Source organism: Streptomyces tricolor (assembly GCF_002155905.1).
Lineage (GTDB): Bacteria > Actinomycetota > Actinomycetes > Streptomycetales > Streptomycetaceae > Streptomyces > Streptomyces tricolor.
In genome coordinates this window covers 18,886-32,243 of record NZ_MUMF01000247.1, presented here as the reverse complement: position 1 = coordinate 32,243, position 13,358 = coordinate 18,886, and the positions used below count along the sequence as shown (strand labels likewise).

6 protein-coding genes are annotated in these 13,358 nt (G+C 74.2%); 3 read left to right on the top strand and 3 right to left on the bottom strand.

From position 1 onward, the window contains the following. The 3 genes from CCN44_RS18675 to CCN44_RS18665 form a co-directional block, all read right to left on the bottom strand. A partial coding sequence (locus CCN44_RS18675) for an ATP-dependent helicase (RefSeq protein ID WP_086698323.1) occupies positions 1-2,665 on the bottom strand: 2,665 nt, incomplete at its 3' end. 113 nt (positions 2,666-2,778) lie between these two features. Next, positions 2,779-6,276, bottom strand: coding sequence for an ATP-dependent helicase (locus CCN44_RS18670; protein WP_086698322.1), 3,498 nt, complete (start codon positions 6,274-6,276; stop codon positions 2,779-2,781). 257 nt (positions 6,277-6,533) lie between these two features. Next, entirely contained in the window at positions 6,534-6,920 is a 387-nt protein-coding gene (locus CCN44_RS18665) for an MGMT family protein (protein ID WP_059252489.1), read from the bottom strand. A gap of 186 nt (positions 6,921-7,106) precedes the next feature. Between CCN44_RS18665 and CCN44_RS18660 the strand changes: the two genes are divergently transcribed. From CCN44_RS18660 to CCN44_RS18650, 3 genes are all read left to right on the top strand, one after another. Then, positions 7,107-9,998, top strand: a complete 2,892-nt coding sequence (locus CCN44_RS18660; RefSeq protein ID WP_059252488.1) for a lysylphosphatidylglycerol synthase domain-containing protein — start codon at positions 7,107-7,109, stop codon at positions 9,996-9,998. A gap of 88 nt (positions 9,999-10,086) precedes the next feature. Further along, the gene (locus CCN44_RS18655) at positions 10,087-11,631 is read left to right on the top strand and encodes an alpha/beta hydrolase (RefSeq protein WP_059252487.1); all 1,545 of its coding nucleotides are present in this window, start codon (positions 10,087-10,089) and stop codon (positions 11,629-11,631) included. A gap of 172 nt (positions 11,632-11,803) precedes the next feature. Beyond that, positions 11,804-13,357: an alpha/beta hydrolase gene (locus tag CCN44_RS18650; RefSeq protein ID WP_059252486.1), complete on the top strand. Its 1,554-nt coding sequence runs from the start codon at positions 11,804-11,806 to the stop codon at positions 13,355-13,357. Position 13,358: the final 1 nt, after the last annotated feature.

Sequence of the window (13,358 nt, the reverse complement as noted above, 5' to 3'; positions counted from 1 at the left end):
CGTCGCCGTACGGGTCGTCGCCGTACGGGTCGTCGTCCGGTGGCGCGGGCCAGTCCGGGTGTTCGTCGCCGGCGGGGTCGTGCAGGGCCGGGCGGCGGGAGGCTGGCCGGGCGGCGAGGGCGTCCAGGTGGGCGAGGACGGTGTCGGCGGCGGCGCGGCGGCGGGCCAGGGCGGCGGCGTCCAGCGGGAGCGGCCACACCTGGTCGGCGGTGGCCGTGTGCAGGGCCGGGTTCTCCTCGTCCTCGGCGGGCTCGTCCGCCCATGCCTCGATCTCGCCGTACCCGGCCGCACAGTGGTCGTACAGGGCGCGGAGGAAGTCGGAGGGGCCGCGCGGCTTCTTCTGGCTGGGCCCCCACCAGTGGCCGGAGCCGAGCAGCAGGGAGCGGGGGCGGGTGAAGGTGACGTAGCCGAGGCGCAGCTCCTCGGTGTGCTGGTGGTCCTTCATGGCCTCGTGGAAGGCCTTCATGCCGCGCGAGTCCCAGCTGTCGACGTCGGGCAGGGTGTCGGTGTCGCCGCGCAGGGCGTGCGGCAGCACCTTGGCCTGGGCGGTCCACTTCTCGCGGCCCTGGGCGCTGGGGAAGGTGCCGGTCACCAGTCCGGGGACGGCGACGACGTCCCACTCCAGGCCCTTGGACTTGTGCGCGGTGAGCACCTTGACGGTGTTCTCGCCGCCGGGCAGGGCGTTGTCGAGGCCCTTCTCGTACTGGGCGGCGGTGCGCAGGAAGCCGAGGAAGGCGAGCAGGGTGGCCTCGGCGTCGCTCGCGGCGAAGGAGGCGGCGACGTCCAGGAAGTTCGACAGGGTCTCGCGGCGGCGGGCGGCGAGCGCGTGCGGGGACGCCGACAGCTCCACTTCCAGGCCGGTGACGGCGAGGACGCGGTGCAGGACGTCCATCAGCGGGTCGGACAGCGAGCGGCGCAGGTCGCGCAGCTCGGCGGCGAGCCGGGCGAAGCGCACGCGCGCGTCCGGCGAGAACGGCAGCCCGTCGTCACTTTCGTCCGTGGACGCTTCCAGGAAGGTGTCCAGGGCGTCCGCGAGCGATATCACCTCGGCCGGGTCGACCCCCTCGACCGCGGCGGCGAGCCGGCGGTCCGGGTCGTCGGCGGCGTCCGCGCGCGCGTGGGCGACCAGCAGGCGGGCCCGGCGGCCGAGGAGGGCGAGGTCGCGGGGGCCGATGCGCCAGCGCGGTCCGGTGAGCAGGCGGACCAGGGCGGCGTTGGCTCCGGGGTCCTGCAGGACCTCGCAGACGGCGACGAGGTCGGCGATCTCGGGCAGGTGCAGCAGCCCGGAGAGGCCGACCACCTCGACGGGGACGTCGCGGGCGACGAGGGCGCCCTGGATCTCGGCGAAGTCGGTCGCGGTCCGGCACAGGACGGCGATCTCACCGGGCGGGGTGCCGGTGCGCACGAGGTGGGCGAGGGAGTCGGCGATCCAGTCGATCTCCTCGGCGTGGGTGGGCAGCAGGGCGCAGCGGACCGTGCCGTCGTACTCGGCGCCGGGGGCCGGGCGGAGGGCCTCCACGCCCGCGTGCATGGCGCGCAGGGGCGCGGCGAGGCCGTTGGCGAGGTCGAGCAGGCGCCCGCCGCTGCGGCGGTTCTCGCTGAGCGCCTGCCGGGTGGCGGGCCGGCCGTCGGCGTGGGGGAAGTGGTCGGGGAAGTCGTCCAGGTTGGCGACGGAGGCGCCGCGCCAGCCGTAGATGGCCTGGCAGGGGTCGCCGACGGCGGTCACCGGGTGGCCGGTGCCGCCGCCGAACAGGCCCGCGAGGAGGACGCGCTGGGCCACGGAGGTGTCCTGGTACTCGTCCAGGAGCACGACGCGGAACTCCTCGCGCAGCAGGCGGCCCACCTCGGGGATGCGGGCGAGGCGGGCCGACAGGGCGATCTGGTCGCCGAAGTCGAGCAGGTCCCGCTGGCGCTTGGCGGCCCGGTAGCGCTGGACGAGGTCGGCCAGCTCCCGGCGGGCCGCGGCGGTCTCCGGGACCTTGCGCAGGTCGGCGTTGGTGAGCTTGGCGCCTTCGAGGGTGCGCAGCAGGCCGGCGTCCCAGGCGCGCAGTTCCTCCGGGTCGACGAGGTGTTCGGCGAGTTCGGAGTCGAGGGCGAGCAGGTCGCTGACCAGGTCGGCGAAGGAGCGGGTCAGTGCCGGGTAGGGGCCGGGGGCCTCGCGCAGCACGCGCGCGGCGAGCTGGTAGCGGGTGGCGTCGGCCAGCAGCCGCGAGGTGGGTTCCAGGCCGATGCGCAGGCCGTGGTCGGTGAGCAGCCGGCCGGCGAAGGCGTGGTACGTCGAGATGACGGGCTCGCCCGGCGGGTTGTCGGGGTCCGGCCAGGCGGTGTCGGCGCGAAGCGCCGTCGTCGCGGGGTGGTGGCCGGGTGCCGGGAGGGCGTCGGGATCGGTGACGCCGGCCTTGATCAGTGCCTTGCGGACGCGTTCGGCCAGCTCGCCGGCGGCCTTGTTGGTGAAGGTCAGGCCGAGGACCTGGTCCGGGGCGACCTGTCCGGTGCCGACGAGCCAGACCACGCGGGCCGCCATCACGGTGGTCTTGCCCGACCCGGCGCCGGCCACGATCACCTGCGGGGCGGGCGGCGCGGTGATGCAGGCCGTCTGCTCCGGGGTGAACGGGATGCCGAGGAGCTCTTTGAGCTGCTCGGGGTCGGTGATACGGGCGGACATGTCGAAAGAGGCTAGCGGCGGGCACTGACAGTCGAGGACGAATCGGTCGCCCGGGGCGGAAGAAGTGCAGGTCAGCGCGTGGGGTGCGGTACGTCACGCGCGGCGCGGGCGCCTCACTCGACCACGTGCCGGCCCTCCGGACGGGCGCTGCAGGAGGCGCGGAACGCGCAGTGGGTGCAGTGCTGGCCGGTGCTCGGTGTGAACCGCTCGTCGAGGACCTTTCCGGCGGCGGTGGCCAGCAGCTCGCCGACCCACTCCCCCGCCGGCGGCTCCTGGGTCTGCACCTTGGGCAGGGCCTCGCCCCCGTCGCGCTTGGCGGCGCCCTGCCGGAGGTGGACCAGTTCGGCGCCGCCCGGTTCGGGGCGTACGCCGTCGAAGGCCGTGTCGACGGCGCCTTCGCGGACGGCGAGCTGGTAGACGGCGAGCTGCGGGTGCCGCTCCACCTCGCGCGCGGTGGGCGCCTGCTTGCCGGTCTTGAAGTCGACGACGTAGGCCCGGCCCTCGGCGTCCGTCTCCACGCGGTCGATCTGGCCCCGGATGCGGACCTGGTAGTCGCCCGCTTCGAGGGTGACGTCGAAGTCCTGCTCGCTGGCCACCGGGGTGCGGCCGGCCCGGTCCAGGACGTGCCAGTTCAGGAAGCGTTCGAGCGCCACGCGCGCGTTGTCCTTCTCCTGCCGCGACTTCCAGGGCGCGTCGAAGGCGAGCGCGTTCCACACGGAATCGAGGCGCTCCATGAGGACGTCGAGGTCGGCGGGGGTGCGGCCGGAGGCGACCTCGTCGGCGAGGACGTGGACGACGTTGCCGAAGCCCTGTGCGGTGGTGGCGGGGGCGTCGGCCTTCACCTCGCGGCCCAGGAACCATTGCAGCGCGCAGGTGTTCGCGAGCTGGTCGAGGGCGCTGCCGGAGAGCACCACGGGCTGGTCGCGGTGGCGCAGCGGCACCTTGCTCTCGGTCGGGTCGAACATGCCCCACCAGCGGTAGGGGTGCGCGGAGGGCACCAGCGGGCGGCCGTCCTCGTCGGCGAGTGCGGCGAGCCGGGCGAGCCGGCGGGCGGCGGCCTCCCGCAGCGCGGCCGACGCGCGCGGGTCGACGGTGGTGGCGCGCAGCTCGGCGACGAGCGCGGCGACGGACAGCGGGCGGCGGGGGCGCCCGGTGACGTCCCGGGGCTCGACGCCCAGCTCGGTCAGGAACCGGGACGGCTGGTCGCCGTCGTCGGCCGGTGCCTTCACGGCGGTGACGACGAGCCGGTCACGCGCGCGTGTGGCGGCGACGTAGAACAGGCGGCGCTCCTCGGCGAGCAGCGCGGCGGGGGTGAGCGGCTCGGCGAGTCCGTCGCGGCCGATGCGGTCGGCCTCCAGCAGCGAGCCGCGGCGCCGCAGGTCGGGCCACAGGCCCTCCTGGACTCCGGCGACGACGACGAGCCGCCACTCCAGGCCCTTGGCGCGGTGCGCGGTCATCACGCGGACGGCGTCGGGCCGTACCGCGCGGCGGGCGAGCGTGTCGGCGGCTATGTCCTCGGCCTCGATCTCCTCCAGGAAGTTCAGGGCGCCACGGCCTCCGGTGCGCTCCTCCGCGCGCGCGGCGGTGGCGAACAGGGCGCAGACGGCGTCCAGGTCCCGGTCGGCGTTGCGGCCGGCCGCGCCGCCGCGTCGGGCGGCCCGCTCCAGGCGTGCGGGCCAGGGCGTGCCCTCCCACAGGTCCCACAGCGCCTCCTCGGCCGTGCCGCCGCCCGCGAGGCGCTCGCGGGCCTTGCGCAGCAGCGCGCCGAGGCGCTGTGCCCCGCGCGCGTACGCCGGGTCGTGCACGGTCAGGCGCTCGGGCTCGGCGAGCGCCCGCGCGAGCAGTTCGTCGGACGGGGGCGGCAGCGGGTTCCCGGCGGCCCGCTCCTCCTCGCGCAGGGCGCGCCCGAGGCGGCGCAGGTCGGCGGCGTCCATGCCGGCGAGCGGGGAGGTGAGCAGGGTGAGGGCGGTCTCGGTGTCGAGCCAGCAGGCGGAGGCGTCCGGGATTCGGGGTCCGGCGTCGCCGGCGGCTGCTGCCTGCGGGGACGCGTCGCTTTCCGCGGCCGACACCGCCGGCGGCTTCTCCGGTGCCGCGTCACCCTCGACGGCCGACGGCTCTCCCGGTGCCGCGTCGCCTTCTGCGGCCGGCGATGCGGCCGGTTCCTGCGGTGCGGCGTCGCCCTCCACGGCCGGCGCTGCCGGCGGCTCCTCGCGGTTCCGTGTCTCCGCCGTGGCGACCGCGCGGAGGGCCGTGAGCAGGGGCGCCACCGCGGGCTCGTGCCGCAGGGGCAGGTCGTCGCCGTCGATGTCCAGGGGGACGCCGGCCGCGGTGAGGGCCCGGCGCAGGGTCGGGAGGCGGGAGCCGGCGCGCACCAGGACGGCCATGTCGCTCCAGGGGATGCCGTCCTCCAGGTGCGCGCGGCGCAGCAGGTCCGCGATGTTGTCCAGTTCGGCGCCGGGCGTGGGGTAGGTGTGGACCTCGACCCGGCCGCCGTCGCGTACGGCGGCCGGCTCGCGGTGGGCGCGGACCTTGTCGGCGGGCAGCCGGGGCACCGGCATCCGCCGGGTGATCATGCGGGTCGCGGCGAGCAGGGCGGCGCCGGAGCGGCGGGAGGTGCGCAGCACCTCGACGGGGGCGGGGCGGCCGTCCGCGCGCGGGAAGGCGGCCGGGAAGTCGAGGATGCCGTTCACGTCGGCGCCCCGGAAGGCGTAGATCGACTGGTCGGGGTCGCCGAAGGCGACCAGGGTGCGCCCGTCGCCGGCCAGCGCGCGCAGGAGCCGGACCTGGGCGGGGTCGGTGTCCTGGTACTCGTCGACGTACACGGCGTCGTACCGGGCCGCGAGCCGGGCCGCGGTCTCCGGGCGGCGGGCGAGCAGGACCGCGCGGTGGACCAGTTCGGCGTAGTCGAGCACGCCCTGGAGGTCGAGGGTGTCGAGGTACTCGGCGAGGAACGCGGCCGCCGCCCGCCAGTCGGGGCGGCCGATGCGGCGCGCGAAGGCGTCCAGGGCGTCCGGGCCGAGGCCCAGCTCGCGGCTGCGGGCGAGGACGGCGCGGACCTCGTCGGCGAAGCCGCGCGTGGTCAGGCAGGCGCGCAGTTCGTCCGGCCAGCGCACATGGGTCAGGCCGAGCCGCTCCAGCTCCGGCTGGCCGGCGAGCAGCTCGCGGACGGTGACGTCCTGCTCGGGGCCGGAGAGCAGGCGCAGCGGTTCGGTGAACCGGCCGCTGTCCTGGTGGGCGCGGACCAGCGCGTAGCAGTACGAGTGGAAGGTGGTCGCCCTGGGCGCGCGGGCGGCGCCCATGCGCAGGGCCATGCGGTCGCGCAGGTCGACGGCGGCCTTCCGGCTGAACGTGAGCACGAGGATCCGCTCGGGGTCGCCGCCGCGGGCGATCCGCGCGGCGACGGACTCGACCAGGGTGGTGGTCTTGCCGGTGCCCGGGCCGGCCAGGACGAGCAGGGGTCCGCCGCGGTGGTCAACCACGGCGCGCTGCGCCGCGTCCAGACGAGGGGGGTCCACGACGGCCGGCGGGGTACGGACCAGTCGGTAAGCGCCACGGCTCCCCTGCCGCACCGGAGGGTGCGGCAGGCGCCTGGTGGAGGAAGAGGGGCTCACGTGATCGGCCGGTCCTGGTGGTTGTGCTGGCGGGCAGGCGGTCACGCGCGCGAGGCGGTGGCCGCGGGGTGAGGGGGACACGTGTTGCCGACGCTACGCCGCCGCTCCGGACGGAAGCAGAGCTTCCGGGTCTTCCCTCGCGGCGCTCGCGCCACGCGCGTCCCACACCTCACGAACGTACGGCATGCCGCGGACGTCCCCCGTGTCGCCCGAAAGGGCCACAGGTCTGCCGTGGCGGCATCCGATGGCGGAAGCTGTCAGGTGTGACCCTCCGCGTCCGCGCCACCGTCCCACCGGGCCCGTCGCATGTCGAGCCGCGGCAGATGGCCCTCGGTGATCCTGCCCGCCTGCTTCAGCGGGGTGCCCTCCGCGCGGTAGTGGGCGAGCGCGCGCAGTTCGTGTCCGGGCAGCAGCACACCGTCGGCGCGGACGACGCGCCACCACGGGACCGCACCGCCGTAGAGGGCCATCACCCGGCCCACCTGGCGCGGTCCTCCCTCCTCCAGCCACTCGGCGACATCGCCGTACGTCATGACCCGGCCCGGTGGAATCCGCTCGGCGACGTCCAGGACCCGCTCGGCGTACTCCGGCAACGCGTCCGCGTACCCCGCGCGGGCGTCTTCGGGAGGGCTCTGCTCGCTCATTCCCCCCATCCTGCCGCACCCCGCCGGGGTTCCGGCCGGGTGCGCGGGGAGCGGTCCTCTCGCCCCCGGACGGTCCTTCGGGCAGACTGTGCGCCCGCGCATCCGCACCCTGATGCCCGCGCGCACCGGCGGGGCATGCCACCATCGTGCGGGCGGTGACTGGTGATACGAGACCAAGAAGAGACCATGAAGGAGCAGGGTGTGCACCCCGAAGGAGCGGCGGGCACCCCTGACGCCTCCGCGCGCCCCGGTACCGCCCGCGCGGGCGAGAGCGGCACCGGCGCGCATCAGGAAGACACCGGTCCGCGCACGGACGACGGCACGCGTCCGGGAGGAGGCGACCCCGAGGCGCACGGCACCGAGCCGCACGACACCGAGGCTCACGAGAACGCCGCCACGCGCGCGCGTGGCGGCGAGGCGGGCGAAGGGGCCTTCGGCCCCGGGCACCGGCCCCCGGACCACCCGCCGTGCGCAGACGACGACCCGCACGCCGAGCAGGTGGAGGGCGACGAACCGCTCCTCCCCGCGCGCGTGCACCGTCCGTCCGACCTCATGCGGCTTCTGGTGGGCGTGCTCGCCATCGTGGTGCTGCTCGCGGTCGCCGCGTTCGCGCACGGCACCACCTCGGGCCTCGAACAGGACATCAACAAGGGCACCGGGCAGGCCCCGGACCTGCTGATCAAGATCGCAGGGCTGGCGTCCAGCATCGCGATCCTGCTGGTGCCGGTCGCCTTCGCGATCGAACGGCTGATCAAACGGGACGGGCTGCGCATCGCCGACGGCGTCCTCGCGGCCGTCCTGGCCCACGGCGTGACGCTCGCCACCGACCTGTGGGTCGCCCGGGCCGCCCCGGACTCGATCCAGGAGGCGCTCACCCAGCCCTCGCCGGGCGACATCCACGCCCTGACCGACCCGGTGCATGGCTATCTGGCGCCCGTCATCGCCTATATGACGGCCGTCGGCATGTCGCGCAGGCCCCGATGGCGCGCGGTGCTGTGGATCGTGCTGCTGCTCGACGCGTTCTCGATGCTGGTCACCGGCTACACGACCCCCTTCTCGATCATCCTGACGGTCCTGATCGGCTGGAGCGTCGCCTACGGCACCCTGTACGCGGTCGGCTCGCCCAACGTCCGCCCGACCGGCCAGACCCTGATGGCGGGCCTCAGGCACGTCGGCTTCCACCCGGTCTCCACGGCCCGTGAGGAGGCCGTGGAGACGGAGAACGGCGACCGGGGCCGGCGCTACTTCGTCACCCTGGAGGACGGCCCGCCGCTGGACGTCACGGTCGTGGACCGGGAGCAGCAGGCGCAGGGCTTCTTCTACCGCGCGTGGCGCAATCTGACGCTGCGCGGCTTCGCCACCCGCTCCAGCCTCCAGTCGCTGCGCCAGGCCCTGGAGCAGGAGGCGCTGCTGGCGTACGCGGCGATCGCGGCGGGCGCCAACGCGCCCAAGCTGATCGCCACCTCCGAGCTGGGCCCGGACGCGGTCATGCTCGTCTACGAGCACACCGGCGGGCGCACGCTGGACTCGCTGGCCGACGAGGAGATCACCGACGAGCTGCTGCACAACACCTGGCACCAGGTGCGGGCGCTGCAGTCGCGGCGCATCGCGCACCGCAGGCTGGCCGGGGACGCGATTCTGGTGGATCGTTCCGGCAGGGTGATCCTCACCGAGCTGCGCGGCGGCGAGATCGCGGCCGGCGAGCTGCTGCTGCGCATGGACGTCGCCCAGCTGGTCACCACGCTGGGTCTGCGGGTGGGCGCCGAGCGGGCGGTGGCCTCGGCCGTCGCGGTGCTCGGCCCCGACGCGGTCGCCGACTGTCTGCCGATGCTCCAGCCGATCGCGCTGACGCGCTCCACGCGCGCGACGCTGCGCCGGCTGGCCCGGGAGCGGGCCCAGCGCGAACGCGAGGCGGTGCTGGAAGCCTCCCGGCAGGCCAAGCTGGCCCGCCTGGAGGAGGCGTCCGAGACGGCCGCGCCCGCCCTGGAGAAGCCCGACAAGAAGACGGTCCGCGCCGAGCAGCGCGCGGAGAAGCGGGCCATAGACGAAGCCCTCGAAGAGGCCCGCGAGGAGGATCTGCTCACCCAGATCCGGCACGAGGTGCTGCGGATCAGGCCCCAGGCGCCCGTGGAGCCGGCCCGGCTGGAGCGGGTCCGCCCGCGCACGCTGATCAGCTTCATCGCCGGTGCGATCGGCGCGTACTACCTGCTGACGCAGCTCACCCACATCGAGTTCGGCACGCTGTTCGCGCAGGCCCAGTGGGGCTGGGTGATCGCCGCGGTGCTGTTCTCCGCGCTCAGCTACGTCGCCGCGGCGATGGCCCTGCTGGGGTTCGTGCCGGAACGGGTGCCGTTCCCGCGGACCGTGGCGGCGCAGGTCGCCGGGTCGTTCGTGAAGATCGTGGCACCGGCCGCGGTCGGCGGTGTGGCCCTCAACACCCGCTTCCTGCAACGCGCCGGCGTACGCCCCGGGCTCGCGGTGGCGAGTGTCGGCGCCTCCCAGCTGTTCGGGCTCGGCTGCCACATCCTGATGCTGCTGTCCTTCGGCTATCTGACCGGCACCGAGAAGACGCCGTCGCTGTCGCCGTCCCGGACGGTCATCGCGGGCCTGCTGACCGTGGCGGTGCTGGTCCTCGTGGTCACCTCCGTGCCGTTCCTGCGGAAATTCGTCGTCACGCGCGTGAGGTCGCTGTTCGCGGGTGTCGTACCGCGCATGCTCGACGTGCTGCAGCGGCCCCAGAAACTCATCACCGGCATCGGCGGCATGCTGCTGCTGACCGCCTGCTTCGTGATGTGCCTGGACGCCTCCATCCGGGCCTTCGGTGACGGAACGGTGTCGCTGAGCATCGCCAGCGTCGCCGTCGTCTTCCTCGCCGGCAACGCGCTCGGCTCCGCGGCGCCCACCCCCGGTGGCGTGGGCGCGGTCGAGGCGACCCTCACCGTCGGTCTGATCGCCGTGGGCCTGCCCAAGGAGGTCGCCGCCCCGGCCGTCCTGCTGTTCCGGCTGCTGACCCTGTGGCTGCCGGTCCTGCCGGGCTGGCTGGCCTTCAACCACCTCACCCGCAAGGGAGCCCTGTGACAGCGCCGCCGCGAGCGCCCCTCGGGGGGCGTACCTCGTACGGCCCGCGTCCCGCGCGCCCCGGCGCGCACGCCCGCACGATGGGAGTATGGCGAACTCCTCCCGGCTGCGCGCCGTCGCGCTGACCACCACCGCTGTGCTGCTCTCGGCCGTACTGGCCGGCTGCGGCGACGGCGCGAAGGACGAGGATCTCACGGCGCAGAAGCTGGACTGGAAGGACTGCCCGGCCCCGTCCGAGGCGGAGGGCGGCGGCAGCGCCCCGTCGCCGCTGCCGAACGGCACCAAGTGGCAGTGCGCCACCATGCGGGCGCCGCTGGACTGGAGCAGGCCGAAGGGCGACACGATCGGCATCGCCCTGATCCGCGCCGAGGCCAGCGGTCCGGCGAACAAGCGGATCGGCTCGCTCGTGTTCAACTTCGGCGGCCCGGGCGGCAGCGGCGTCACCACGCTGCCCGCGTTCGGCGCGGACTACGGCGCCCTGCACACCCGCTACGACCTGGTCAGCTTCGACCCGCGCGGGGTCGGCCGCAGCGCCCCGGTCGAGTGCGAGAGCGACGCCCAGCTGGACGAGTACTTCCAGCAGGACGCGACCCCCGAGGACGGCGCCGAACGCACCCAGCTCCTGGAGCGCACCAAGCGGTTCAACGCGGCCTGCGAGAAGAACTCCGAGAAGATCCTGCCGCATGTGCGCACCACGGACGCGGCCCGCGACATGGACCTGATGCGCCAGGTCCTCGGCGACAGGAAACTGCACTATTTCGGCATCTCCTACGGCACCGAACTCGGAGGCGTCTACGCCCACCTCTTCCCGAAGAACGTCGGCCGGGCCGTCTTCGACGCCGTCGTGGACCCCACGCAGACCCCGGAGCAGAGCGCCCTCGGCCAGGCCAAGGGCTTCCAGCTCGCCCTCGACAACTTCGCGAAGGACTGCACCTCCAAGACCACCGACTGCCCGATCGGCGACACCGAGCAGGAGGTGAAGGACCGGATCGCGAAACTCCTCGCCGACCTGGAGAAGAAGCCGATCCCGGGGATCTTCCCGCGCGAGCTGACCCAGACCGCCGCCACCAGCGGCATCGCGCAGTCCCTGTACTCCAAGGACTTCTGGGAGTACCTCACCGAGGGGCTGGAGGAGGCGTACGACGGCGACGGGAAGATCCTGATGCTGCTGTCCGACTCGATGAACGGCCGCAACGAGAACGGCGAGTACAGCAACCTCACCGCGGCGAACCTCGCGATCAACTGCTCCGACGAGAAACCCCGCTACACCACGGACCACGTCCTGCAGAAGCTGCCCGAGTTCCGCGCGGCCTCCCCGCTGTTCGGGGAGTACCTGGCCTGGGGCATGGTCAGCTGCACCGACTGGGCGGTGCCGGGCGCGGCCGACCATCCCGACGTCAGCGCGCCGGGGGCGGCGCCCATCCTCGTCATCGGCAACACCGGCGACCCGGCCACGCCGTACGAGGGCGCGAGGAAGATGGTGGGCGCGCTCGGCAAGGGCGTCGGCATCGAGCTGACGTACAAGGGCCAGGGGCACGGCGCGTACGACAGCAAGAACAAGTGCGTGCAGGGCGCGGTGAACGGCTACCTGCTGGACGGGAAGCTGCCGAGGGGCGGCACCGTCTGCTCCTGACTGCGGCACCGTCCGCTCCTGACAGGCCCCCGACAAGACTCGGCCACAGACGGAAGAAATAGCAGGTCAGAAGGTTATCCACAGGCTGACGCGCGGCGGGCCCGGGGCGCCTACCATGGCCTGAACGCCCGGCGCGGCACGATGCGGCGGGCCTGTCACGGGGGTGGTGCGGATGATGCGGTTCCTGCGGTGGACGGCCGCGGTGGCGGCAGGGCTGCTGCTGGCCGGCTGCGGCGGCTCGTCCGACGGGGACGGCGGCAGGGACGAGGGCAAGGGGAGCGGCTCGGCTGCCCCGTCGGCGTCGCGCTCTCCGGCCGTACCGACGGCCCTTCCGGCCTCCCTCACCTCTCAGCGCCTCGACTGGCGGCGCTGCAAGGCCACCGGAGGCTCCTCCGCACCGGGCGACGCGTGGCGGTGCGCGACGCTCAAGGTGCCGCTGGACTGGTCCCGGCCGGACGGCAGGACGATCGGTCTCGCCCTCATCCGCTCCCGCGCGACCGGCGGCGACCGCATCGGCTCACTGGTGTTCAACTTCGGCGGACCCGGCGGCTCGGGCGTGGCGTCGATGCCGTACTTCGCGACCTCCGTCTCCGCCCTCCACAAGCGCTACGACCTGGTGAGCTGGGACCCCCGCGGGGTCGGCGCGAGCCAGGGCGTCCGCTGCCGCGGCGACCGGGAGATCGAGGCCGCCGAGTCGGTGGACGCCACACCGGACACCCCGGCCGAGGAGAAGGCGTACCTCCAGGACGCCGCCGACTTCGGCAAGGGCTGCCGGCAGGCCGCCGGGCCGCTGCTGGCCCATGTGTCCACCACCGACACCGCCCGCGACATGGACCTGATGCGCCAGGTCCTCGGCGACGACAGGCTGCACTACTTCGGCATGTCCTACGGCACCGAACTCGGCGGCGTCTACGCCCACTTGTTCCCGCGGCGAGTGGGCCGGCTGGTGCTCGACGCGGTGGTCGACCCGACCGCGGACACGGTGGGCCACGCCCAGAACCAGGCCCGCGGCTTCCAGCGGGCCCTGGACGACTACCTCAAGTCCACCGGCCAGGACCCCGAGCAGGGCTCCCGGAAGATCGCCGACCTGCTGACCCGGCTCGACGCCCAGCCGCTGCCGACGTCGTCCGGACGCAAGCTCACCCAGACGCTCGCGGTCACCGGGATCATCCTGCCGCTGTACAGCGAGTCGATGTGGCCGAGGCTGACCAGCGCCCTCACGTCCGCCGGGAAGGGCGACGGTTCGGGGCTGCTGGCACTCGCCGACCAGTACAACGACCGGGATCCCTCGGGCCGTTACGGCACGATGTCCCACGCCCAGCGGGCCATATCGTGCCTGGACGAGAAGCAGCGGCCGGCCCTCGCCGAGACGAAGCGGCGGCTGGCGGAGTTCCGGCGGATCTCACCGGTGTTCGGGGACTACCTGGGCTGGGACACGGCCGGCTGGTGCCACGACTGGCCGGTGCCGGGCCAGTACGACACTCCGGAGGTCAGCGCACCGGGAGCAGCGCCGATCCTGCTGATCGGCACCACCGGCGACCCCGCCACCCCGTACGAGGGCACCCGCAGGATGGCCGAGGAACTGGGCCGGGGCGTGGGCGTCCAACTCACCTGGAAGGGCGAGGGACACGGGGCGTACGGCAACGGGAGCGACTGCGTCGACTCGACGGTCAACACCTACCTGCTGAACGGCACCGTGCCGAAGAACGGCAAGGTCTGCTCCTGAC

Excerpts from the sequence above, each read along its gene's own strand:
- CCN44_RS18660 (WP_059252488.1), top strand. The coding sequence starts at position 7,107 with ATGAAGGAGCAGGGTGTGCACCCCGAAGGAGCGGCGGGCACCCCTGAC.
- CCN44_RS18650 (WP_059252486.1), top strand. The coding sequence starts at position 11,804 with ATGATGCGGTTCCTGCGGTGGACGGCCGCGGTGGCGGCAGGGCTGCTG.
- CCN44_RS18655 (WP_059252487.1), top strand. The coding sequence starts at position 10,087 with ATGGCGAACTCCTCCCGGCTGCGCGCCGTCGCGCTGACCACCACCGCT.
- CCN44_RS18665 (WP_059252489.1), bottom strand. The coding sequence starts at position 6,920 with ATGAGCGAGCAGAGCCCTCCCGAAGACGCCCGCGCGGGGTACGCGGAC.